Source organism: Sanguibacter sp. TS_SC_8, from assembly GCF_055361235.1.
Genome location: NZ_CM143955.1, coordinates 951,297 through 974,752, shown reverse-complemented (window position 1 = coordinate 974,752; position 23,456 = coordinate 951,297). Strand labels below are relative to the sequence as shown.

The following is a 23,456-nucleotide window of genomic DNA, read 5'->3' as shown; positions in this document are numbered from 1 at the left end:
GCCTCAGCCTACTGACTTCTGCGGCGTGGTGGGCGGTTCCTCAGGAGGTGAAGTGCGGTCCGTCGCCGTTGCCGTCGGGATCGTCACGTCAGCCCACCGCTGCCCGAACCCCTGTACCCGCACCACCCGGACGCCGGCCTCGGCGTCGGTGAGGATCGCTTCCAGGTCGGTCCCGCCGCGGGGGCGCTCGACGGTGATCTCCAGGCGGTCCCGGGCCAGCCGCTCCACGAGCCCCTGCCCCCACTCCACCACCGTCACCGAGTGGTCCAGGCTGGTGTCCAGGTCGAGGGCGTCGACGTCGTCGAGGGAGGAGAGCCGGTAGGCGTCGACGTGCACGAGGGCCGGCCCGTCGGTGAGGGAGGGGTGGACCCGGGCGATGACGAAGGTCGGGGAGGCCACCTGGCCGCGCACCCCCAGACCCGCGCCGATCCCCTGGGTCAGGGTGGTCTTCCCGGCACCGAGGTCGCCGGTGAGCATGACGAGGTCCCCCTCGTGCAGCAGCCCCGCGAGCGCGCGGCCGAAGGCCCGGGTGGTCTCGGCGTCGGGCAGGGTGATGGTGTGGACCGGGGGGCTGGTCGCGGGGCTGGTCATGTGCTCTCTCCGAGGTAGACGCGAGGGACCCGGTCACCGAGCCGGGTGATGATCTCGTAGCTGATGGTGCCGGCCGCGTCCGCCCAGTCCTGGGCGGTCGGTGAGCCGTCGAGGCCGTCACCGAAGAGCACCACCCGGTCCCCCGCCAGCTCGGCGGCGCCGGGTCCGAGGTCGAGGACCACCTGGTCCATGCAGACCCGGCCGGCGACGGCGAGGGTGCGGGCGGCGGCGCCCGTCCCCACCCGGACAGGTCCACCGGGGTGGGTGGGCAGATTGCCCGACGCGTGCCGCGGGATCCCGTCGGCGTAGCCGAGCGGGACGACGCCCAGGACGGTGTCCGCGGTCGTGGTGTAGGCGTGCGCGTAGGACACCCCGGTCCCGGCCGGCACGGCCTTGACGGTGGCCAGGCTCGCTTCGAGGGTCATCGCCGGGCGCAGCCCGTAGGCCTGCGGTCCGGCGAGGTCGGGGACCGGGGAGAGTCCGTAGACAGCGATCCCGGGGCGGACGAGGTCGTAGTGCATGCGCGGGTTCGTCACCGTCGCGGCCGAGTTGGCCAGGTGGCGGACCTCCAGGTGCGCTCCGGCCTGCTCGGCCAGGCGCACCGCGGCGTCGAAGACGTCCGCCTGGGCGAGCACGGTGGGGTGGGTCGGGTCGTCGGCGAAGGCGAGGTGCGACCAGATGCCGACGATCTCCACGAGCCCGGAGGACTGCGCAGCGACGGCGCCGGCGAGGAAGGCGGGCAGCGCGTCGGGCCACAGGCCGTTGCGGCCCAGCCCGGTGTCGACCTTGACGTGGATCCGGGCCGTCCGGCCGCGCTCGCGGGCTGCGGCGACCACCTCGGTCAGTGCCCAGGGCGCGGCGACGGACACGTCGATGCCGGCGTCGAGCACGTCGCCCAGCGGGGCGCCGGGGGCGTAGAGCCAGGTGAGGAGCGGCACCGTCAGGCCGGCGGCGCGCAGCGCGAGAGCCTCGCTGATCTGCGCGGTGCCCAGCCACGTGGCCCCGCCCTGGACGGCGGCGCGGGCGGCCGGGACGAGGCCGTGCCCGTAGGCGTCGGCCTTGACCACGGCCATCACCTGGGCGCTGCGGCCGGCGACGGGTGCGGCGTGGGAGGCGAGGGCTCGGACGTTCGACCGGATCGCGGCGAGGTCCACGAGCGCCCGCGCCGGGAAGTAGGCGGGGTCGTTGGTGCTCATGGTCCCCGATTCTCTCACCGACCGCCGACCACCCCGTCCGCGCGGTCGCGGGTCACGGCGACGAGCCGGGCGTTGGCCTCGTCGGGTCCGAGGGCCCACTCCCGGGCTGCGTCCGGGGTGCGTCCGTGCCGGACGTGCCGGGCCGTCAGGCGGGCCACCCGAAGGTCGTCGGGCAGGTCGAGGTACCAGGTCTCGTCGAGCAGGGTCGGCACCGCCGCCCACGGACCGTCGTCGAGCAGCAGGTAGTTGCCCTCGGTGACGACGACGTCGATGTCGGGGCCGACGGCGATCGCGCCGGCGATCGGTTCCTCGATCCCGCGGTCGAAGAACGGCGCCCACGTGGTCTCGGTCCGCGAGCGCAGCCGGGTCAGCAGGTGGACGAACCCGGCGGCGTCGAAGGTGTCCGGGGCACCCTTGCGGTCCTGGCGGCCCAGCCGGGCGAGCTCGGAGCCGGCGAGATGGAAGCCGTCCATCGGGACGCAGACCGCGGCGGTGCCGGTCGCGGTCAGTGCGGCGGTGAGCCCGTCGGCCAGGGTCGACTTCCCGCAGCCGGGTGGGCCGGTGATGCCCACGAGGACCCGCGCTGCGGGCTGGGACCGGCGGGCCGCGGCCAGCAGCGCCCGGACCCGGCGCGGGAGGTCGTCCGGGGCGTAGACGGGAGCGGTCATGGACGCCCGTCACCTCCGGCGAGCCCGTCACCTCCGGCGAGCCCGTCCCCTCCGGCCAGCCCGTCCCCTCCGGCCAGCACCGCGGCGATCGTCGCGGGGAGCGCGCCGGCGACGTCGAGGGCCGCGACCGGCCCGCCCGGGTTCGCGCGACGGGCCGCGAGCCCGTGCAGCAGCGCGGCCGACGCCGCGAGCAGGGCGGGCATCCCCGGGTCCCGGACCGCAGGGGCGCTGTGAGCGGCGAGCAGCGAGCCGAGCAGCCCGGTGAGCACGTCACCGGCGCCCGCGGTCGCCAGCCACGGCGGACCGTCGGCCTGGGCGTAGGTCACCCCCGGCCCGACCACGACGGTCGTGGCCCCTTTGAGCAGGACGGTCGCGCCGGTGAGGTCGCGCGCCCGGCGGGCCCAGGCCAGCGGGCTGGCCTCGACCTCGGACCGTTCCACCCGCATCCCTCGGGACCGCAGCAGCTCGGCGAGCTCACCGGCGTGCGGGGTGATGACGAGCCACGGCGGGCACTCCAGGGGCAGCAGCGCGATCGCGCCGGCGTCGACCACCGCCGGGACCTGGTCCCCGGTGACGTCCGAGGCGAGCAACCCTGTGACCTGCGCGAGCGCGTGGCGGATACGTCCCTGCTGGGCGCGGGCCGCCTCGTCGGTGGCCGGAGGGGCGGCGGACACCCCCGGCCCCAGGGCCCAGGCCTGCACCCGCCCGCCCGCCGGGACGGCCTCGGGGCGGGCCGCGAGCACCGCGGCGGTGACCTCCCGCGCGCCGAGGTAGCGCACCATTCCGACGCCGGCCCGGATCGCCCCGCTCACCGTGAGCACCGCTGCCCCGGGGAACTGCTGGGTGCCGGCCACGACGCCGAGCACCCCGCGGGTGTACTTGTGCGCGCCGGTGGCCGGCGGGGCGAGGACGCCGCGGGCGAGCAGGTCGGCGGCGGTGAGCCGGCGCACGGTCGAGGCGGCTCGCCCGGGCAGGTCGAGCCCGAGGTCCACGACCTCGATCCGGCCGGCGAGCTCCGAAGCCGGCGGGAGCAGCAGCCCGGGCTTGATCGCCCCGAAGGTGACGGTCAGGTCCGCGGTGAGGACGGGGGCGCCCACGTCGCGGCTGCCGTCGTCGACCCCGATCCCGCTCGGCACGTCGACGGCCACGACCACCGGTCGCGACCCGGGCGGGCGCATGCTCAGGGCGGCATCCACCGCGCGGACGACGTCGCCTGCCGCGCCGCGCAGCCCGCCCCGGGCGCCGATCCCCAGCAGGCCGTCGAGGACGATGTCGGCGTCGGCCACGAGGGCGACGACCTCGTCGGTCGCGGCGGTCGCAGCGGTCACAGCGGTCACGGCGGAAGTCGCAGCGTCACCCGCGCGCACGACCGTCCCGCCGGCCGCTCGCAGAGCCGCGAGCGCGGCGTCGTGCACGTGGTCGCCGGTCAGCACGGCGCAGATGCGGACCCCGCGCGCGGCGAGGTTCGCGCCGGCGAAGAGGGTGTCCCCGCCGTTGTTCCCCGGCCCCACGAGCAGCACCGCTCGGGTGCTGCTCAGCCCGCGGCGCCCGGTCCGGCTCACCCCGCGGTGGGGTGCCCGGACCCGCGGGTGGGCGCGCAGCTCGCGGACCGCCGCGGCCGCGAGCGCGAACGCCGCCCGGTCCATGAGCGGGACGCCCACCGCGAGGAGCGGAGCCTCAGCGGCACGGACGGCGGACGACTCGTAGGCCTCGATCATCTGGCCATCATGCCGCGAACAGGGACAATGCGCAGGGAGGGCACCTCACGAGCACCACAGGGGCGTGGGAAAACGTGATCCGGAGCACCCTCGGGTGCGTAGTGTGGGCTCATGCGATTCGGACTCTTCATCCCACAGGGCTGGCGCCAAGACCTCACAGGCATCGCGCCGGCCGACCACTGGACCACCATGAACGGCCTCGCCCAGCACGCGGACGCCGGCACCGTCTTCGACTCGGTCTGGGTCTACGACCACTTCCACACCGTGCCCGAGCCGACCACGGAGGCCACCCACGAGGCGTGGTCGCTCATGGCCGCCTTCGCCGCGTCGACCTCCCGGGTCAAGCTCGGCCAGATGTGCACCTGCATGGCCTACCGCAACCCCGCCTACCTCGCCAAGGCCGCCACCACGGTCGACGTGATCAGCGGTGGTCGCGCGCAGATGGGTATCGGCGCCGGGTGGTACGAGCACGAGTGGCGTGCCTACGGCTACGGCTTCCCGGGCGCAGGGAAGCGCCTGGACGCCCTCGACGAGGGCGTGCAGATCATGAAGCAGATGTGGACACAGGGGTCCGCGACCTTCACCGGCAAGCACTTCCAGGTCGACGGCGCGCTCAACTACCCGCTGCCGCTCCAGGACGGCGGGCTGCCGCTGTGGATCGCGGGCGGCGGGGAGAAGAAGACCCTGCGGATCGCGGCCCAGCACGCGGACTACACGAACTTCGACGGGACGCTCGAGGGCTTCGCCCACAAGTCGGCCGTCCTCGCCAAGCACTGCGCCGAGCAGGGGCGCGACTTCGCCGACATCACGCGGTCGGCGAACTACAACGTCGTCATCGGGGAGACCGAGAAGGACGTCGTGGACCGCCTCGCCTGGATCGGGGAGCACTACGCCAAGACCGTTCCGACGAAGGCCGCCAGCACGGTCGAGGACTTCCGGTCCGGTCCGCTCGTGGGAACCCCCGAGCAGATCGCCGAGACCCTCACCGGCCTCAAGGCGCTGGGCATGACGTACGCGATCACGTACTTCGCCGAGGCCGCCTACGACCGGTCCGGCATCGAGCTCTTCGAGTCCCAGGTCGCCCCGGCCCTCGCCTGAGCCCCCGAGACCACCACCGAGTCCACCTCGGCGGGCGAGCGAGCGGCTACGGCTGGCTCTCGCTCGTCCGCCACAGGTGCTCACGCAGGGTGATCCCGCTCGCGTGCATCTGCCCGGCCGACTCCCGGCCCACGTAGCGGAAGTGCCACGACTCGTACTCGTAGCAGGTGAACGCGCTCTGCCCGGCCGGGTAGCTGAGCACGAACCCGTACCGCCAGGAGTTCTCCCGCAGCCACGCCCCGGCCGCGGTCAGTCCCCAGTCCGGGTAGTCCCACGCCGGCACCACGGAGTCCGCGCTGCGCAGGTCGAGGGCGGTGCCGAGCTGGTGCTCGGAGTGCCCGGGGCGCGCGCTCTCCCCGAGCGCGCCCGCCTCGCCGAGCCTGGCCACCCACTGCGCGAAGCTGTCCTGCTGGGTCGCGTAGTCACGGAAGGCGGAGCGGACCGCGAAGGCGGCCCCGGCCGCCCGGGAGTCGGCGTCCATCGCGCGCAGGTCCTCGATGACGAGGCCGCGGACCTCACCCCACCCCTCCACGCCGGCCGTGGCGACGGGCACGAGGTCGTCGGGACGATAGTCCGCGGGGAGCACGAGGTTGGTGTCCAGCATCGTCCGTGCCCAGTCCTGCACCTGCCCGTACCGGGTGGGTTCGTCGACGTAGGCGCAGGCCGGGAGCGGCGCCACGACGGGCGCGGCGGGCACGGGCACGGGCTCCGGCTCCGGCTCCGGCTCGACCGGCGTCGGCTCCGCCGAGGGAGCCTCGACCTCCGCTGCGGGCGGGGACGAGTCGCCGGACCCGCCAGCCGGAGCGCACGCCGCGAGGACCCCCGCGACGACGCCCGCCAGCAGCCCCACGACCACCGGACCGGCGACCGGGGCCGCCGGACGGGGTGTCACGGTCGGCCCGGACCCTCGACGACCACCATCGCGGTCGCGATCCCGCCGTCGTGCGACAGCGACAGATGCAGGCTCGTCACGCCGAGGTCGGCCGCGCGGGCGGCGACGGTCCCCCGCATCTCGAGCACCGGTGGCCCACCCGGCACGCGCGGGACCGTCGCGTCGTGCCAGTGCAGGTTGCCGGGGGCACCCAGGGCCTTGGCCAGGGCCTCCTTCGCCGCGAAGCGGGCGGCCAACGAGGACGGGGCGAGGTCACGCTCGACCGGAGTGAAGAGCCGCTCCCGCAGCCTCGGCGCGCGCGCCAGCGCGTCCATGAAGCGCGCGATGTCGACGACGTCGACCCCGACCCCGAGGATCACTCGACCGTGACGGACTTTGCGAGGTTGCGCGGCTGGTCCACGTCCAGGCCACGGGCGGTCGCCAGCTCGCAGGCGAAGATCTGCAGCGGCACGACGGTGAGCAGCGGGGCGAGCAGCGTGGGGCACTGCGGAACCCAGAACACCTCGTCGGCGAAGGGCAGCACCGCGTCGTCGCCGTCCTCGGCGATGACGAGCGTGCGGGCGCCGCGGGCCCGGATCTCCTGGATGTTGGAGATCACCTTGGAGTGCAAGGAGTCACGCCCGCGCGGGGACGGCACCACGACGAACACCGGCTGACCAGGCTCGATGAGCGCGATCGGGCCGTGCTTGAGCTCGCCGGCTGCGAAGCCCTCGGCGTGGATGTAGGCGAGCTCCTTGAGCTTGAGCGCCCCTTCCATCGCGACCGGGAAGCCGACGTGGCGTCCCAGGAACAGGACCGAGGAGGTGTCGGCCATCCAGCGCGCGATCTCCCGGACCCGGCCACCGCGGTCGATGACCTCCTGGATCTTGGCGGGCATGGCCTTGAGGTCCTCGAGGATCTCGGCGATCTCGTCGGGGAACTTGTTGCCGCGCAGCTGGGCGAGGTACAGCCCGAGCAGGTACGCCGCGGTGATCTGGGACAGGAACGCCTTGGTCGAGGCGACCGCGATCTCCGGGCCGGCGTGGGTGTACAGGACGGCGTCGGACTCGCGCGGGATCGTCGAGCCGTGGGTGTTGACGATGGAGATGACCTTGGCGCCCTGCTCGCGGGCGTGCCGGACGGCCATGAGGGTGTCCATGGTCTCCCCGGACTGGGTCACCGCGACCACGAGGGTCTTCTCGTTGACGACCGGGTCCCGGTAGCGGAACTCGTGGGCGAGCTCGACCTCGACCGGGATGCGGCACCAGTGCTCGATCGCGTACTTGGCGACGTGACCGGCGTAGGCCGCGGTCCCGCAGGCGATGACGACGATCTTGTCGATGCTGCGTAGCACGGCCTCGTCGATGCGCAGGTCGTCCAGGGTCAGCCGGCCGTTGATGTCGGTGCGGCCCAGCAGGGTGTCGCCGACCGCCTGCGGCTGGTCGTGGATCTCCTTGTCCATGAAGGACGCGAAGCCGCCCTTCTCTGCGGCGGCCGCGTCCCAGTCGACCGTGAAGCGGCGCGGCTCGACGGCCAGGCCGGCGAAGTCGATCACGGCGACGGCGTCGGGGGTGATCGTGACGATCTGGTCCTGGCCGAGCTCGAGCGCCTCGCGGGTGTAGGCGATGAAGGCGGCGACGTCGGAGCCGAGGAAGTTCTCGCCGTCCCCCAGACCGACGACGAGCGGGGAGTCGTGGCGGGCGCCGACGACCGTGTCGGGGAAGTCGGCGTGCACGGCGAGCAGGGTGAAGGTGCCGTCCAGGCGGAGGGCGACCCGGCGCATGGCCTCGGTGAGGTCACCGGCGGCCGCCAGCTCCTTCGCGAGCAGGTGCGCGGCCACCTCGGTGTCGGTCTCGGAGAGGAACGTCACCCCGTCGGCGAGCAGCTCCTGCTTGAGCACCGCGAAGTTCTCGACGATCCCGTTGTGGATCAGCGCGAGCTTGCCGTCGGCGGACAGGTGCGGGTGGGCGTTGAGGTCGTTGGGGGCGCCGTGGGTGGCCCACCGGGTGTGCCCGATCGCCGCGGTCGCCGCGGCGAGCGGTCGTTCTTCGAGCTCAGCGACGAGATTGGCGAGCTTCCCGGCCTTCTTCATCGACGTGAGCGCCTCTCCGGGTGCGACCAGCGCCACACCCGCAGAGTCGTAGCCGCGGTACTCCAAGCGCCGCAGGCCGCTGATCACGACCTCCTGCGCACGGTCGGAAGCGGTCTGCGAGCCTACATAACCAACGATTCCACACATGGGTGCGAGTGTAATCGACGCGCCCACCCTCTTCGATCAGGCAGAATCATCAGGTGGTAGCCCCCAACCTCGTCCCAGCGACGCCGTACGTCGATCTTGATCGCGCGGCCTGGTACCGACTCTCGGAGTCGACCCCGCTCCCGCTGACCGACGACGACGTCGCCCGGCTGCGCGGCCTGGGCGACCCGATCGACCTGGCCGAGGTGGACACGGTCTACCGGCCGCTCTCCCGGTTGCTCAACCTCTACGTCGGGACGGCAGCGAGCCTGACCCGCGCGACGTCGACGTTCCTGCGCGAAGAGTCCGGAGGCACTCCCTACGTCATCGGCGTGGCCGGGTCCGTCGCGGTGGGCAAGTCGACGACGTCCCGGGTGCTGCGCGAGATGATGGCCCGCTGGCCGGACACCCCGCGGGTCGAGCTCATCACGACCGACGGCTTCCTCTATCCCAACGCCGAGCTCGAGCGGCGCGGGCTGATGGACCGCAAGGGATTCCCCGAGTCCTACGACCGGCGCGCCCTGCTGCGTTTCCTCACCAAGGTCAAGGCCGGACGCCCGGAGGTCCGTGCCCCGGTCTACGACCACCTGACCTACGACATCGTGCCGGGCAAGGAGGTCGTCATCCGCCGACCCGACGTGCTCATCGTGGAGGGCCTCAACGTCCTCCAGCCGGGCCGGACCACCGAGAGCGGATCCACCCTCGCGGTGAGCGACTTCTTCGACTTCTCGATCTACGTCGACGCCCGCACCTCCGACGTGCGCCAGTGGTACGTCGACCGCTTCCTCTCGCTGCGCGGCACCGCTTTCGCCCGCCCCGAGTCCTACTTCCACCGCTACGCGACGCTGTCCGACGACGAGGCGGTCGCCAAGGCGGAGGGGATCTGGGACTCGATCAACGAGCCGAACCTCGTGGCGAACATCCAGCCGACCCGGTCCCGGGCCACCCTGGTGCTCACCAAGGGCCCGGACCACTCCGTCCAGCGGGTGCGGCTGCGCAAGATCTGAGGTCGGCGTCGGTCACGGCCGGCTCGGGGCGCACCCGGAGCGCCCGGCCCAGCACCCAGTCGATGCCGAAGCCGATCGTGATCCCGCCCGCCACACCGGCCACGACCGCCAGCACGGGGTTGCCGTGCAGCCACGCCCCGGCGCCCACCCCGATGAGGGTCGAGTACCCCGCCCAGGTGATCGCCGCGATCGCCGACAGCGGCAGGAACCGGCGCAGCGGGTACCGCAGGGTCCCGGCCGTCATGTTCACCGCCACCCGGCCCACCGGGATGTAGCGTGCCGCGATGATCAGCGGGGCGGGGCGGTGCGTGAGGGCACGGTCCGCCCAGGCGAAGGCGGACTGCATCCGGTGGGAGCGCATGAGCGGCAGCCGCTGGATCGGCAGCCGCGCACCGATCCAGTACGCGATGAGGTCACCGGTGAAGGCGCCCACCGCAGCGGCCGCGACGAGCAGCCCGGTGTCGGGTCCGCCCGCGGCAGACCCGATCGCGGCCACCGCGATGATCAGCGACTCGCTCGGGACCGGTGGGAAGAACGCGTCGATGATGACGAAGGCGACCACCACCGCCAGGACCCACGGCGACGCCGCGAGGTTCGCGGCCCAGAGTTCAAGTCCGTCGAGCATGGCAGGCCTTCCGTCGACGAGCGGGTCCCTGCCAGCCTAGGCAGCACGGGATCGAAGGGCATCAGGGGTCTCCCCCATCTCTCCCCTGAGATCCCATCATGGGACGACCCGCCGCGGCATCAGCCGATCGGAGGACATGCCCGGCAGAACGGCCAGGGTCCGCCTCCTCCTCCCGGAGGAGGTCAGGTCAGGTCAGGTCAGCTCAGCTCAGCGGGAAGCCCAGCACCCGCGCCGCCTCGGCCGGGTCCGGGGTGTCCGCCCAGAACCGCGAGAGGTTCTCGTTGGTGCACAGCGACCGCAGCTCGGCGTGATCGAGGTAGAGCTGGCCGCGCAGGTGGTCGGTCTCGTGCTGGATGATCCGTGCCGGCCATCCGGTGAGGACCTCGTCGAGCTCACGCCCGGTCTCGTCCTGGCCGGTGAGGCGGACGGAGCGGTGCCGGGACACGACAGCCTGGTAGCCGTCGACGCTCAGGCATCCCTCGAAGAACGCCCGGCGCTCGACTCCCACCCCGGCGTAGGACGGGTTGACGAGCGTGCGGTGCTCGACGGGTGTGCGTTCCCGAGGGTCGCTCGCGGCGACCTCGCCGACTCCTGGGTCCCACACGACCGCGATCGCGAGCCCGACGCCGATCTGCGGCGCGGCGAGCCCCACGCCTGGGGCGTCGAGCATCGTCAGCCGCATCGCGTGCAGGAAGTCCTCGAACAGGTCGCCGAGCTGACCGTCGTAGACGGCCGCCGGTGCGCGCAGCACCGGGTGGCCGGCCTGGACGATCGGCAGGACCCCGCGGTCGTGGGCGTCGAGGAAGCCCTCGACGGCCGCCCGGAACCCAGGATCGGTCGCCATCTCAGAGGGAGAGCCGCGCGCGCACGACGTCGGCCAGGGAGTGGGCGATCTCGTCGGCCTGCCCCTGGGTCTCGGCCTCGACCATGACCCGCACGAGCGCTTCCGTCCCGGAGGGGCGCAGCAGCACCCGGCCGGTCTCGCCCAGGACGGCCTCGGCGGCGGCCACGGCGCTGAGCACCTCCGCGTCCGTGCGCGCGGCGGCCTTGTCCACCCCCGTGACGTTCACCATCGTCTGCGGCAGGCGCCCGATGACCGCGGCGAGCTCGGACATGGTGCCCTTGGACTCTGCGAGCCGGGACAGCAGGTGCAGCGCGGTCAGGGTGCCGTCGCCGGTGGTCGCGTAGTCGGTGAGCAGCACGTGCCCGGACTGCTCGCCGCCGACCGAGAACCCGCCTCGGCGCATCTCCTCGAGGACGTAGCGGTCTCCGACGTTCGTCTCGACCGTGCGGATGCCCGCCCGTGCCATCGCGATCTTCAGGCCGAGGTTGGACATGACCGTGGTGACCAGGGTGCCGTTGGTCAGGGTGCCGCGCTCGGCGTGCGCCTGGGCGAGGATGCCCATGATCTGGTCGCCGTCGACGATGTTGCCGTCCTCGTCCGCGGCGATGCAGCGGTCGGCGTCGCCGTCGAAGGAGACGCCCGCGTGCGCCCAGTGCCCGACGGTGGCGGCCGCCATGCGGCGCGGGTGCGTCGCCCCGTAGCCGCTGTTGATGTTCTCCCCGTCGGGGTAGGAGCCGATGACGACGACCTCGGCGCCCGCGCGGCGCAGCGCCTCGGGACCGACCTCGCTCGCGGAACCGTTGGCGCTGTCGACGACGACCTTGAGGCCGTCGAGGCGGTACGGCACGGTCCCCACGATGTAGTCGACGTAGCGCCACACCGCCGCGAAGTCCTGGGTCATCCGGCCGACGGCGGGGCCGATCGGGCGCTCCCAGTGCTCACCGAGGCGGGTCTCGATCTGGTCCTCGACCTCGTCGGCGAGCTTGTAGCCCGAGCGGTCGAAGAACTTGATCCCGTTGTCCTCCATCGAGTTGTGCGAGGCGGAGATCATCACACCGAGGTCGTAGTCCATGTTCCCGGCCAGGTAGGCCACGGCGGGGGTGGGCACCACGCCGACGTCGACGACGTCGATCCCGGCGCTGGCCAGGCCGGCGCAGACGGCTGCGGAGAGGAACTCCCCCGAGGCCCGCGGGTCGCGCCCGACGACGGCCTTGGGTCGGTGCCCGGAGAACACTCCGCGCTGACCGAGCACGTGCGCCGCGGCCACCGCGAGGTCCAGGGCCAGCTCCGCAGTGACGTCACGGTTCGCCAAGCCCCGCACGCCGTCTGTTCCGAAAAGTCGACCCATGTCCGCCACGCCCTGCCTTGAGAGAAAGTCTTGCCTGGTTGCCAGAAAGCGACGGCCCCGATGGAGAACCATCGGGGCCGCCGCGAGAGCGCAGGATCAGCGCTTGGAGTACTGAGGTGCCTTACGGGCCTTCTTGAGTCCGGCCTTCTTGCGCTCGACGACGCGGGCGTCGCGAGTGAGGAAGCCGGCCTTCTTCAGCGCGGGGCGGTTGTTCTCTTCATCGACCTCGTTGAGTGCACGGGAGATGCCGAGACGCAGCGCGCCGGCCTGGCCGGAGGTGCCACCACCGTTGATGCGTGCGACGACGTCGAAACGTCCCTCGACGTCGACGAGCTTGAACGGTGAGTTCACGAGCTGCTGGTGGACCTTGTTCGGGAAGTAACCCTCGAGCGTGCGCCCGTTGATCTTCCACTGTCCGGTGCCGGGGACGATGCGCACGCGGGCGATCGCCTCCTTGCGACGTCCCAGAGCCTGGGCCGGCGCGGTGTTGCTCTGGCCACGGCCCGCGGGGGCTGCAGTCTCAGAGGTGTAGGTGCTGGGAGCTTCTTCGTCCAGCGTGTCGGTGTCAACGGTGGTTTCAGCCACAGCGGTGTCCTCGTGTCCTTGTATGTCGGCTCAGCAGGCGGGGCCTACTGGGCGACCTGGGTGATCTCGAAGGGCTTCGGCTGCTGTGCAGCGTGGGGGTGCTCAGCGTCGCGGTAGACCTTGAGCTTGCCCAGCTGGTTGCGGCCGAGGGTGGTCTTGGGGAGCATGCCGCGGACGGCCTTCTCCACTGCGCGCTCGGGGTGCTTCTCCAGAAGATCGGAGTACACAACTGCACGCAGACCACCCGGGTAACCGGAGTGGGTGTATGCAAGCTTCTGCTCGCGCTTCTTGCCGGTCAGGGCAACCTTGCCGGCGTTGATGACGATGACGAAGTCACCGCCGTCGGCGTGCGGAGCGAAGGTGGCTTTGTGCTTGCCTCGGAGCAAGGTAGCAACGTGGGTAGCGAGGCGGCCCAGGACGACATCGGTCGCGTCGATGACGTACCAGTCACTCTGGACATCGCCGGGCTTCGGGGTGTACGTGCGCACGGTCGTAGCCTTCGTTTCATGTTCGTGTGTCTTCTCCGACGCAGGATTCTGCGGCCGGCGAGGTCGGTGAGCGCTTCGGTGGTAGACCTCGCGAGTGGGCGCACCGGTCACGTATGGAAGCACAACGACTAGTCACGATATCCGCTCTAGGGGCAGCCGGTCAAAACCGGATGCGTCACAGTGGTGAACCCCGCCAGGAGCTGGTGAGGAACAGGCCACCGTTCTTAGAAGCAAGAGCAGAAATGACAAGTCGATTCCACATACTACCCGAGCGTCGGCGGTGGCACAGCCGCGCCCGTCTCAGACGGCGACGGGAGTGCACGCGGGGCACACCTGCGCGGTCGCCGCAGGGACGCAGTCCGCGCACACCACCTGCAGCGTCGTGCACGACGCCGACGCGCAGTTCTCGTAGTTCGACGTGGTGGCCCGGCAGAGGACGCACCGCCCGAGGGAGCGGGTCTGGTCGTCGAACTCGAGGTGCATCCGCTGGTCGAAGACGTAGAGGGAGCCTTCCCACAGACTCTGGGAGCCGAAGGTCTCCCCGTACCGGACGATGCCGCCGTCGAGCTGGTAGACCTCACCGAAGCCCCGGGCCGTCATGAGCGAGGAGAGCACCTCGCAGCGCACCCCGCCCGTGCAGTACGTCACCACCGGGCGTCCTTTGAGGTCGTCGTACTTCCCCGAGTCGAGCTCGGCCACGAAGTCGTGCGTGGTGCGCACGTCGGGGACGATCGCACCCTTGAACCGGCCGATCTCCGCCTCGAAGGCGTTGCGTCCGTCGAAGAACACGACCTCCTCCCCCCGGGCGGCCACGAGGTCGTCGACCTCCTGGGGGCTGAGGTGCACCCCTCCCCCCACGACGCCACCGGCATCGACCGTGAGCTCCTGGGGGGCGCCGAAGCTCACGAGCTCGGGGCGCACCCGCACGCTCAGCCGCGGGAAGTCCGTGCCGGTCCCCGCCGACCACTTGACGTCCATGTCCGCGAACCCGGGGTACTGACGGGTCGTGCGGACGTAGCGCTTGAGGTTCTCCACCGTGCCTCCGAGGGTGGCGTTGATCCCGTGCTCGGAGATGATCACCCGACCGGTGAGGTCCCACTGCTGCGCGAGGGCCCTCTGCCAGAGCTTGACCGCGAGCGGGTCGGCGAGCGGGGTGAAGGCGTAGAAGAGGACGATCTTGTGGACAGCCATGCCCCAAGCCTAGGTGTCATCGCCGAGGGGTCGCTGCCGGGTGGACTCCCGCAGCACGAGACGCACAGGTCCCACGACGTGCTCGGGGACCACCGGCTCCGGGCCCGCGGCGATCCTGCGGTCGAGGAGGCGCAGCGCCTCGCTCACCATGGCGTCGTGGCCAGGGTCGATCGTGGACAGGGCCGGCACCATGACCTCCGCGAGGCTGACGTTGTCGAAGCCGATCACCTGGACGTCTCCGGGGACGTCCAGCCCGGCTGCCGCGAGACCTGCCAGCACCCCCATCGCGGCGGAGTCGGTCACCGCGAACACCCCGTCGAAGGGCAGCCCGGAGGCCACGAGCTCACCGATCGCGCGCCGCGCCTGCGCGCCCGTCTGCTGGGCGAGCTCGACGATCAGGCGCGGGTCCCCCTCGCGGCCCAGCTCGTGGTGGGCCGCGCGCCAACCGGAGGTACGCATCTGGGACATGCCGCTCTCCACCCGATCGCGATCCGACACCGCCGAGCGCGATCCGCCGACGATGGCGACGGATCGCGATCCGGTGGAGAGCAGGTGGGCGGTGGCCAGGCGCGCACCCTCGACGTTGCCCATGGCCACGTGGTCGAAGCGCGCGGGGAGCGTGCGTTCGCCCAGCAGGACGATCGGGGTCGCGGCCCGCAGGCGGTCGACGTCGGCGCTGTCGAGCCCGATCACGCTGAGCAGCACGCCGTCGTACATCCTCAGCCGGGCGAGCGAGAGGGCGGCGAGCTCGCCCTCGCGGCTCGCCCCTCCCTGCTCGACGACGAGGTGGCGCCCGCTCGCCTCGAGCGAGCGCGCCAGGCGCGCGGCAAGGTCGCCGAAGTACACGTGGTCGAAGCCGGGCACGATGAGAGCGATGGTGTCGGTGCGGCCGGCGCGCAGGCGTCGCGCGTTGAGGTTGACCTCGTAGCCGAGGTCCGCGATGACGTCGAGGACCCGCAGCCGTGTCTCGGCGCTCACCCGGGGCCGTCCGTTGACGACGTTGGACACCGTCATCACCGAGACGCCGGCCAGGCGAGCCACGTCGCTCATGGTGGTCACGGTCGTTCCTCTCACGCGCTGGTCGCGCCCTGCTCACGCACTGCTCACGCGAGGTTGACGTCCTCGGTGGGAGATGCCAGAGTCGTCATCACCACCTGAGTGTATCGATATACCTCCTCGACGACGAGCAGCAGTCGGCAGTGCAGCCGACCCATCCCGCACACACCCTCTGGAGCATCCCCATGTCTGCCACCACGACCGCCGTCATCAACCTCGACGTCCCCGGCGCCACCATCTCGCGCCACATCTACGGCCACTTCGCCGAGCACCTGGGCCGCTGCATCTATGGCGGGTTCTGGGTGGGTGAGGACTCCGACATCCCGAACGAGGCCGGGATCCGCCTCGACGTGGTCGAGGCGCTCCGGGCGCTGAGCATCCCGAACCTGCGCTGGCCCGGCGGGTGCTTCGCCGACGACTACCACTGGCGCGACGGCGTCGGCCCCCGGGACGACCGCCCGCGCATGGTCAACTCCCACTGGGGCGACGTCGTGGAGGACAACTCCTTCGGCACGCACGAGTTCATGAAGCTGTGCGAGCTGCTCGGCGCCCAGCCCTACGTCAACGGCAACGTCGGCTCCGGGACGGTGCGGGAGATGAGCGAGTGGGTCGAGTACCTCACCCGCGGCGACGACTCCCCGATGGCGAGCCTGCGCCGCGAGCACGGGCAGGACGAGCCGTGGTCGGTGCCGTTCTTCGGGATCGGCAACGAGGCCTGGGGGTGCGGGGGGAACATGGACGCCCAGCACTACGCGAGCCTCGCGCGCCAGTACGGCACCTACGTCCGCAACCACGGCGACAACCAGGTCTACAAGATCGCCGCCGGAGCGAACGTCGACGACTACACCTGGACCGAGACCCTCATGAAGGCGCTCTCCTGCCTGGGCTGCACGCGGTCGCCCAACAACTTCTTCCAGGGCCTCTCCCTGCACTACTACACCCACACCGGTCCGTGGGAGGACAAGGGCGACGCCACCTCCTTCACCCAGGACGAGTACTACCTGACGATGAAGCGGGCACGCCGCATCGAGGAGCTCGTGCGCGGGCACGCCGCGATCATGGACTGCTACGACCCGGAGCGCACCGTCGGCCTGATCGTCGACGAGTGGGGCACCTGGTGGAACGTCGAGGAGGGCACCAACCCCGGGTTCCTGTACCAGCAGAACACCCTGCGCGACGCGCTCGTGGCGACCGTGCACTTCGACGTCTTCCACGCCTTCGCCGACCGCGTGGCGATGGCGAACATCGCTCAGACCGTCAACGTGCTGCAAGCCATGATCCTCACCGACCCGGACTCCGGCGCCCTCGTCCTCACCCCGACGTACCACGTCTTCGAGATGAACACCGGGCACCACGACGCCCGCCAGCTCACCGTGCACCTCAAGGGCGACCAGCCCACCCGCGAGGTGGAGGGGACCGAGCTCGACCTGCTCTCCACCTCGGCGTCCATCAAGGGCGACACCGCCCTGATCTCCTTGTCCAACCTGGACGCGGAGGCCTCCCGCACGGTCGTGCTGGACCTGCGCGGGCGCGCGGTGAGCGGGTTCTCGGCGCGCCTGCTCGGCGCGAGCAACCTCCAGGCGCACAACACCCCCGAGGCGCCCGACGCCGTCGCACCGGTCCCGCACGCGGGTGTGCGCACGCACGCCCTCGGCCTCGAGGTGGACCTGCCGGCCCACTCCTACGTCACCGTCTCCCTCGAGCTGGCCCCGTGACCTCCGCGAGCGCACCGCTGCTCATCGAGGTCGGCGACCCGACCGGGGTCCAGATCTCCCCCGACCTGTGGGGACTGTTCATCGAGGACCTCAACGACGCCCTCGACGGCGGGCTGAACGCCGAGCTCGTCCGCAACGGCGACTTCGAGTTCTCCCCCGCCGACCACGACGGCTGGGGCCCGCTCACCGGCTGGCGCAGCGCGGGCGCGGGCTCCGTCGAGATCCGCACCGAGGACCCGGTCCACCCCAACAACGGCACCTACGTCCGGCTCACCGGGCCCCTCACCCTGACCAACGAGGGCTTCGACGGCGTCGGTGTCGCCGTGGGCGACCGCCTGCGGCTGACCTTCGCGTCGTGGGTCGTGAGCGGCTGCAGCGACGTGCGCTGCGAGGTGCGAGGCGCCGACGCGGTGCTCGCCTCCGCCGTCGTGCGCCCGGTCTCCGGGGGCTGGGCGTGGAACGAGGTCGACCTCGTGGCGCACACCGCCGGGCGCGGCGCGCTGGTCCTGGAGGTGCCGGACGGCCTCACCCTCGAGGTCGACGTCGTGTCCCTGCGGCCGGTCGGGCCGGACGGCGCGGCGCTCACCTTCCGCCCCGACCTGCTCGCGGCCCTGCAGGACCTGCACCCCTCCTTCATCCGTTTCCCCGGCGGGTGCGTCGCGCACGGGCTGGGCCTGGGGAACATGTATCACTGGAAGCCGAGCATCGGCCCGCGGCACACCCGCGAGCAGACCTTCAACCTGTGGGGCTACCACCAGTCGCGCCAGATCGGGTACCTGGAGTACTTCGAGCTGTGCGAGGCGACGGGCGCCACGCCGCTGCCCGTCGTGGCTGCGGGCGTCTGCTGCCAGAACCTGCGGGGGCGGGCCGCGGCGATCCCCGAGGCGGACCTGCCCGCCTACATCGCCGATGTGTGCGACCTCGTCGAGTTCGCCAACGGGGGCCCCGAGACCACCTGGGGCGCCCGTCGGATCGAGCTGGGCCATCCGGAGCCGTTCGGCCTGCGGTACCTCGGCCTGGGCAACGAGGACGAGATCACCGACGACTTCCGCACGCGCTACGCGGCGATCTCGGACGCGGTGGCTGCCGCCCACCCCGAGATCGTCATCATCGGGACGGTCGGTCCGCAGCCCTTCGGCGAGGACTTCGAGCAGGGCTGGGACTTCGCCCGCGAGCGCGGCATCGCGATGGTCGACGAGCACGCCTACCGCACCCCGCGCTGGTTCCACCAGAACCTCGGGCGCTACGACGACTACGCCCGGGAGGAGTCCGGGGTGTACTTCGGGGAGTACGCCGCGCGCACCAACCGGGTGCGGTCGGCGCTCGCCGAGGCCGCGTTCATGATCTCGATGGAACGCAACGCCGACGTCGTGCGGCTCGCGTCCTACGCGCCGCTGCTCGCGCGCGTGGGGCACACCCAGTGGACACCCGACCTCATCTACTTCGACGCCGAGCGGGTGCTGCCGAGCGCGTCGTACTACGTCCAGCAGGCCTTCGGGGCCCACCGCGGGGTGGACGTGCGCCACGTCGCCGTCACCGGCGCGGACCCCGTGCCCGTCACGCTGCCCGAGACGGGATCGGTCCGCCTGCGCTCCCCCGGCGCCGCGGTGACCTTCACCCAGGTCGTGCTGGACGGTGTCGCCCTGCCCGGGACGGGTACCTCGGTCGAGGGCGACGCGGTGACCGTCGGGGAGATCTGCCCGTCGGCGGCGGAGCTGTCGTTCACGGCGCTGCGCACGGGCGGGACCGAGGGGTTCGTCGTCGAGCTCGGCCCGCCCGCCGGCTCGGGGAGCTCCCTCGAGGCGGTCCTGGGCGGGTGGCAGAACAAGGCCACCGTGGTGCTCCGGTGGGACGACGGGATCAGCAACGACGTCCACGGACCCACCGGGTGGTCCGGCGTGGTGACCGGTGAGCCGGTCGAGGTCCGGATCGTGCTCGACGGGCCGCGGGCCCAGGTCTGGGTCGACGACGAGCTGCGCCACGACTACGTCCAGGACCTGCGTCCCGAGCACCGCGTCGTGGCAGGAGCGGCCTCCCGCCAGGTCACGGACGCCGTCTCCGGGGCCGCGACGACCGAGCACGTGGTCCGGGTCGTCAACGCCACCGCCACCGGGCGGGTCACCCGGATCACCCTGCCCGCCGAGGTCGGTGCGGCGAGCGGGACCCTGACACTGCTCGCCGGGGCGGGACCGGACGAGGGCGAGGCCTTCGAGGCCTCGCCGGTGACCCCGGTCGTCAGCGCGGTGTCCGGGAACGGTGGCATCGACGTCGTCCTGCCGCCGTGGTCCTTCGCCGTGGCCGTGCTGCGCTGACAGGGGCGCGTGGCGCCCCGGTGAGAGTTCACCCGGGCGCCATGCCGGCGTCACCCGAGACGGGGTCCTGTTGCCTAGCGTGGGTCTCATGGACACCGCACAGGTCGCATCGACGACGACCCTCACCCTGGTCCGCCACGGGCAGACCCACCTCAACGCGCTCCGCATGCTGCAGGGCAGCTGCGACTCCCCGCTCACCCCCGCCGGTCACGCCGGCGTGCGGGTGACCGCTCAGCACCTGTCTACCGCAACCTTCCACGCCGCCTACACCTCACCCCAGGGCCGCGCGGTCACCACGGCGCAGGAACTCCTGCGCCACCACCCCCACCTCGCCGTGCGCCCCGACGCCGACCTGCGCGAGTTCACCTTCGGCAGCTACGAACGCCGCCCCGAGCACGAGCTCGACGCCGTGCAGCCCTGGCCCCAGCTCATCGCCGCGGTGCTCGGCGGGACACATCCCGGGCTGCCCGGCGGGGAGTCCGGGGCCCACTTCATGGGCCGGGTCCGGTCCGTCTTCGACCGGATCCTGGCCGCCCACGAGGGCCACCACGTGCTCGTCGTCGGGCACGGGCTCACCCTCGGGGCCTACCTCGCCCTCATCGACCCTGCCGGGCTGGTCGCCCTGCCGAACGCCTCCGTCTCGACGGTCCAGGTCCGCGGTGGCGCGGCGCGGATCGTGGCCGCCGGGGTGGACGTGGCCGGGCACGGGTCGGTGGCCGCACGCCCGGCCCCCGTCCCCGCCTGAGGCCTCAGCGCTCGCGCCGGACCCGCTCCACGTCCCACACCGGCTCGTCGGTCAGCTGCACCCGGCCGTCGCTGCCGAAGACGAGGAACCGGTCGAAGCCGCGCGCGAACCACCGGTCATGGGTGACGGCCACGACCGTGCCCTCGAACTGCGCCAACCCGGCCTCGAGCGCCTCGGCCGAGTGCAGGTCGAGGTTGTCGGTCGGTTCGTCGAGCAGCAGCAGGGTCGCGCCCCCGAGCTCGAGCAGCAGGATCTGGAAACGGGCTTGCTGCCCGCCGGAGAGCGTCTCGAAGCGCTGCTCGGCCTGCCCGGCGAGCTCGTAACGGTCCAGGGCCTTGCTCGCGGGCTCCCGGCTCATCCCGTCCCGCGCGCCCTCCCCGCGGTGCAGGATGTCCAGCAGCGTCGTGCCGTCGAACTCGGGGTGGGCGTGGTTCTGCGCGAACCAGCCCGGGCGCACCCGTGAGCCGAGGGCGACCGACCCGGTGTGCGCGACCGGCCCGCCGTGCACCGGGACACCGCCCGAGACGGGGGCGTGGTCGGCGTCGGCCGGGTCCGGGTTGGACCCGCCCGCGGCGAGCAGCCGCATGAAGTGCGACTTGCCCGACCCGTTCGAGCCCAGCACCGCGACCCGGTCACCGAACCAGATCTCGGCGTCGAAGGGCTCCATGAGGCCGGTCAGCTCGAGGGCCTCGGCGACGACGGCGCGCTTGGCGGTGCGCCCACCGGTCAGACGGACCCGGACGTTCTGCTCGCGGACGACGACCTCGGGCGGGCCGGCGTCCTCGAAGCGACGCAGCCGGCTCTGGGCGGCCTGGTACCGGCTGGCCAGCCCGTCGTTGAAGGCCGACTTGTTCTTGAGCGCGTTCACCAGGTCCTTGAGCTTGGCGTGCTCCTCGTCCCAGCGTCGGCGCATCTCCTCCAGCCGGTTCATCCGGTCGTCCCGGGCGGCGCCGTAGGTGGCGAAGCCGCCACCGTGGACCCAGATCGACCCGCCGGACGGGTTCGGCTCGAGCGAGGCGACCTGGGTCGCGGTCCGTGACAGCAGCTCCCGGTCGTGGCTGATGAACAGGACGGTCTTGGCGGTCGCGGCGAGCTGGCTCTCCAACCAGCGCTTGGTGGGCACGTCGAGGTAGTTGTCCGGCTCGTCGAGGAGCAGCACCTCGTCCGGGCCGCGCAGCAGCGAGGTCAGGACCAGGCGCTTCTGCTCCCCGCCGGAGAGGGTGCGCACCTCGCGCCACTGGGCCCGCTCGAAGGGCAGGGACAGGACCTCGTCGGTGACGTGGTCCCAGTCGTTCTCGGCCTCGTAGCCGCGGGCGTCGGCCCAGTCCGCGATCGCCTGCGCGTAGCGCATCTGCGTGGGCTCGTCCTCGGCCGTCATCATCGCCAGTTCGGCGGCGGCCAGCTCGGTCCCGGCCTCCCGCACCGCGGACGGGGCGAGGTCGGTGAGCAGGTCCCGGATGGTGCGGTCGTCGTCGATCCGGCCGACGAACTGGCGCATGATCCCGAGCCCGCCGCTGCGGGTCACCCGGCCGCCGTGCGGGGTGAGGTCGTCGGCGACGATCCGCATGAGCGTCGTCTTGCCGGCCCCGTTGGGGCCGACCAGGGCGACCTTGGCGCCGTCGCCGACCCGGAGGTTCACCCCGGAGAGCAGCGGCCGCCCGTCGGGGAGGAAGTAGCTGATGTCGTTGATGTCGATATGGCCCACGGACCAAGTGTGCGGCCTGCGGGCCGCGAGGGACGAACCCTTTTCCTCCCCAGACACCAGCCCGACATGCATTCCGCCTGGCCCGGTGCGAGTGTGGGGGGATGAGCAACGACACACCGCAGACCCGCCCGGACCCCGAGCTCGGCTCCGAGGGCGACTCCGACCAGCTGTCCAAGGAGGACACCCTCCTCGACCGCGGCGTCGAGGACCTGCTCGACGAGGGCTACTCCCCTCCCGAGCGCGACCGCACCAACCACTTCGGTGAGACCGCGCTGGAAGAGAGCACCGGGGAGTCGCTCGAGCAGCGCCTCGCCGAGGAGGAGCCTGATGTCTGGGACCGCCCCGACATCGGCGGCCGGGAGCCCGACCGCGCGGGCCGGCTGGTGGCCGACGCCGACGCCCTGGACGGGCGGGAGAACGACACCTACGCCCTCGAGACGGGTGTGGCCGGTGGGGCTGCGAGCGCCGAGGAGGCGGCCGTGCACGTCATCGAGGAGCCCTGACGCGCCCCTGACCCTCTCCTGCCCCCACGCGCCCTACGGCTCGCCCGGCACCCAGAGATGCTCGTCCATCCGACGCGCCCGGTTCTGCTCGGCGCGCACCGCCAGCTCGGCGTCCGGGGGGTAGAGCACCTCCTCGAGCACCAGCCCGTGGGCGGCCACGACGCCAGCCCGCGGGTCGCGCTCCCCGGCGGCGAGGACCTGGGCGGGCCAGTCGACCTCCTGGCGCCCCTCCCCCACCGCGAGGGAGGCCCCCACGAGCGCCCGCACCATGTTGTGGCAGAACGCGTCGGCCTGGATCCGCCCGACGACCAGTCCGGCGTCGGGGCCGTGCGCGGGGCGTTCCCAGGTGAACTCCTGCAGGTGCCGGATCGTCGTGGCGCCCGGACGGGGGCGGCAGAAGGCGGCGAAGTCCCGCACGCCCAGGAGCGGCTGGAGGGCGGCGTGCATGGCCTCCACGTCGAGGCCGCGCTTGGTCCACATCACCCAGTCACGGGTCAGCGGGTCGTGCAGCTCGGGGGCGTCGGCGATCCGGAAGGTGTAGCGGCGCAGCAAGGCCCCGAACCGCGCCTCGAAGCCGGGCGGAGCCTCGCGCACCGCGTGCACCCGCAGGTCGCCGGGCAGCACGCCGTTGAGCCGGGACAGCAGGGCCTGCGCCGGTGTGCGGCGGGCCTCCCCCGGTCGTCCGGCGACCCGGTCCCACACCGCCGGGGCGAGGTCGAGGTGGGCCACCTGCCCGCGGGAGTGGACTCCGGCGTCCGTGCGCCCGGCGACGGTGACCCGGGGTGCGGGCACCCGCAGGACCATGGTCAGCGCGGCGTCGAGGGTGCCCTCCACGGTCCGCAGGCCGGGCTGGGTGGCCCACCCGGCGAAATCGGTGCCACGGTAGGAGAAGTCGAGCCGGATGCGGATCACGCCGTACATCATCGCCTACCGCCACCTCCGCGTGCCACTACT

At 72.3% G+C, this 23,456-nt stretch carries 22 protein-coding genes; 6 read left to right on the top strand and 16 right to left on the bottom strand.

Annotated elements, in window-relative coordinates:
- Window positions 1–3: 3 nt before the first annotated feature.
- From tsaE to ACWA15_RS04275, 4 genes are read right to left on the bottom strand one after another with little or no spacing between them, the layout of a single operon-like run.
- The gene (gene tsaE / locus ACWA15_RS04290) at window positions 4–591 is read right to left on the bottom strand and encodes a tRNA (adenosine(37)-N6)-threonylcarbamoyltransferase complex ATPase subunit type 1 TsaE (RefSeq protein WP_464058203.1); all 588 of its coding nucleotides are present in this window, start codon (window positions 589–591) and stop codon (window positions 4–6) included.
- Window positions 588–1,787, bottom strand: a complete 1,200-nt coding sequence (gene alr, locus ACWA15_RS04285; RefSeq protein WP_464058202.1) for an alanine racemase — start codon at window positions 1,785–1,787, stop codon at window positions 588–590. Before alr ends, tsaE begins: the two co-directional genes overlap by 4 nt.
- Window positions 1,788–1,801: 14 nt before the next feature.
- Entirely contained in the window at window positions 1,802–2,455 is a 654-nt protein-coding gene (locus tag ACWA15_RS04280) for a nucleoside/nucleotide kinase family protein (protein ID WP_464058201.1), read from the bottom strand.
- Window positions 2,452–4,173 (bottom strand): bifunctional ADP-dependent NAD(P)H-hydrate dehydratase/NAD(P)H-hydrate epimerase, encoded by a 1,722-nt coding sequence (locus tag ACWA15_RS04275; protein WP_464058200.1) that lies wholly within the window; start codon window positions 4,171–4,173, stop codon window positions 2,452–2,454. Before ACWA15_RS04275 ends, ACWA15_RS04280 begins: the two co-directional genes overlap by 4 nt.
- Window positions 4,174–4,284: 111 nt before the next feature.
- Here ACWA15_RS04275 and ACWA15_RS04270 point away from each other — a divergent pair, with 111 nt between their 5' ends.
- Window positions 4,285–5,271 carry an LLM class F420-dependent oxidoreductase gene (locus ACWA15_RS04270; protein ID WP_464058199.1) on the top strand — a complete coding sequence of 329 codons (987 nt, stop codon included), beginning with the start codon at window positions 4,285–4,287 and terminating at the stop codon, window positions 5,269–5,271.
- 46 nt (window positions 5,272–5,317) lie between these two features.
- On the opposite strand, the gene ACWA15_RS04265 is transcribed toward ACWA15_RS04270, so the two are convergent.
- The 3 genes from ACWA15_RS04265 to glmS are packed head-to-tail and all read right to left on the bottom strand — an operon-like array spanning window position 5,318 to window position 8,381.
- Entirely contained in the window at window positions 5,318–6,163 is an 846-nt protein-coding gene (locus ACWA15_RS04265; protein WP_464058198.1) for a M15 family metallopeptidase, read from the bottom strand.
- Window positions 6,160–6,522 carry a holo-ACP synthase gene (locus tag ACWA15_RS04260; protein WP_464058197.1) on the bottom strand — a complete coding sequence of 121 codons (363 nt, stop codon included), beginning with the start codon at window positions 6,520–6,522 and terminating at the stop codon, window positions 6,160–6,162. The genes ACWA15_RS04265 and ACWA15_RS04260 overlap by 4 nt, the downstream gene beginning before the upstream one ends.
- Complete coding sequence (gene glmS, locus ACWA15_RS04255) at window positions 6,519–8,381, bottom strand: glutamine--fructose-6-phosphate transaminase (isomerizing) (RefSeq protein WP_464058196.1); 1,863 nt, start codon at window positions 8,379–8,381, stop codon at window positions 6,519–6,521. Before glmS ends, ACWA15_RS04260 begins: the two co-directional genes overlap by 4 nt.
- A gap of 53 nt (window positions 8,382–8,434) precedes the next feature.
- Between glmS and coaA the strand changes: the two genes are divergently transcribed.
- Window positions 8,435–9,385 (top strand): type I pantothenate kinase, encoded by a 951-nt coding sequence (gene coaA, locus ACWA15_RS04250; protein ID WP_464058195.1) that lies wholly within the window; start codon window positions 8,435–8,437, stop codon window positions 9,383–9,385.
- Here the strand turns inward: coaA and ACWA15_RS04245 are convergent.
- From ACWA15_RS04245 to ACWA15_RS04215, 7 genes are all read right to left on the bottom strand, one after another.
- Window positions 9,333–10,010: a DedA family protein gene (locus ACWA15_RS04245; protein ID WP_464058194.1), complete on the bottom strand. Its 678-nt coding sequence runs from the start codon at window positions 10,008–10,010 to the stop codon at window positions 9,333–9,335. The genes coaA and ACWA15_RS04245 overlap by 53 nt on opposite strands.
- Window positions 10,011–10,212: 202 nt before the next feature.
- Entirely contained in the window at window positions 10,213–10,854 is a 642-nt protein-coding gene (locus ACWA15_RS04240) for a peptide deformylase (protein ID WP_464058193.1), read from the bottom strand.
- Between the two features lies 1 nt (window position 10,855).
- Window positions 10,856–12,202 (bottom strand): phosphoglucosamine mutase, encoded by a 1,347-nt coding sequence (gene glmM / locus ACWA15_RS04235; protein WP_464058192.1) that lies wholly within the window; start codon window positions 12,200–12,202, stop codon window positions 10,856–10,858.
- 96 nt (window positions 12,203–12,298) lie between these two features.
- Window positions 12,299–12,787 (bottom strand): 30S ribosomal protein S9, encoded by a 489-nt coding sequence (rpsI, locus tag ACWA15_RS04230; RefSeq protein WP_464058191.1) that lies wholly within the window; start codon window positions 12,785–12,787, stop codon window positions 12,299–12,301.
- Between the two features lie 44 nt (window positions 12,788–12,831).
- Complete coding sequence (rplM, locus tag ACWA15_RS04225) at window positions 12,832–13,275, bottom strand: 50S ribosomal protein L13 (protein ID WP_464058190.1); 444 nt, start codon at window positions 13,273–13,275, stop codon at window positions 12,832–12,834.
- A 300-nt stretch (window positions 13,276–13,575) separates the two neighbouring features.
- Window positions 13,576–14,466 (bottom strand): oxygen-dependent tRNA uridine(34) hydroxylase TrhO, encoded by an 891-nt coding sequence (trhO, locus tag ACWA15_RS04220; RefSeq protein WP_464058189.1) that lies wholly within the window; start codon window positions 14,464–14,466, stop codon window positions 13,576–13,578.
- Between the two features lie 9 nt (window positions 14,467–14,475).
- On the bottom strand, window positions 14,476–15,516 hold the full coding sequence (locus ACWA15_RS04215; protein WP_464059409.1) for a LacI family DNA-binding transcriptional regulator: 1,041 nt from the start codon (window positions 15,514–15,516) through the stop codon (window positions 14,476–14,478).
- Between the two features lie 191 nt (window positions 15,517–15,707).
- On the opposite strand from ACWA15_RS04215, the gene ACWA15_RS04210 reads away from it, so the two are divergent.
- The 3 genes from ACWA15_RS04210 to ACWA15_RS04200 all read left to right on the top strand — a co-directional run bounded on the left by ACWA15_RS04210 (window position 15,708) and on the right by ACWA15_RS04200 (window position 20,294).
- Complete coding sequence (locus ACWA15_RS04210) at window positions 15,708–17,237, top strand: alpha-N-arabinofuranosidase (protein ID WP_464058188.1); 1,530 nt, start codon at window positions 15,708–15,710, stop codon at window positions 17,235–17,237.
- The gene (locus tag ACWA15_RS04205; protein ID WP_464058187.1) at window positions 17,234–19,549 is read left to right on the top strand and encodes an alpha-L-arabinofuranosidase C-terminal domain-containing protein; all 2,316 of its coding nucleotides are present in this window, start codon (window positions 17,234–17,236) and stop codon (window positions 19,547–19,549) included. Before ACWA15_RS04210 ends, ACWA15_RS04205 begins: the two co-directional genes overlap by 4 nt.
- A gap of 88 nt (window positions 19,550–19,637) precedes the next feature.
- On the top strand, window positions 19,638–20,294 hold the full coding sequence (locus tag ACWA15_RS04200) for a histidine phosphatase family protein (protein ID WP_464058186.1): 657 nt from the start codon (window positions 19,638–19,640) through the stop codon (window positions 20,292–20,294).
- 4 nt (window positions 20,295–20,298) lie between these two features.
- On the opposite strand, the gene ACWA15_RS04195 is transcribed toward ACWA15_RS04200, so the two are convergent.
- Window positions 20,299–21,999, bottom strand: coding sequence for an ABC-F family ATP-binding cassette domain-containing protein (locus ACWA15_RS04195; protein ID WP_464058185.1), 1,701 nt, complete (start codon window positions 21,997–21,999; stop codon window positions 20,299–20,301).
- Window positions 22,000–22,100: 101 nt separating this feature from the next.
- Here ACWA15_RS04195 and ACWA15_RS04190 point away from each other — a divergent pair, with 101 nt between their 5' ends.
- Window positions 22,101–22,502: a DUF5709 domain-containing protein gene (locus ACWA15_RS04190; protein ID WP_464058184.1), complete on the top strand. Its 402-nt coding sequence runs from the start codon at window positions 22,101–22,103 to the stop codon at window positions 22,500–22,502.
- Window positions 22,503–22,535: 33 nt separating this feature from the next.
- Here the strand turns inward: ACWA15_RS04190 and ACWA15_RS04185 are convergent, their stop codons facing one another.
- Window positions 22,536–23,423, bottom strand: coding sequence for a tRNA pseudouridine synthase A (locus ACWA15_RS04185; protein WP_464059408.1), 888 nt, complete (start codon window positions 23,421–23,423; stop codon window positions 22,536–22,538).
- Window positions 23,424–23,456 lie beyond the last annotated feature (33 nt).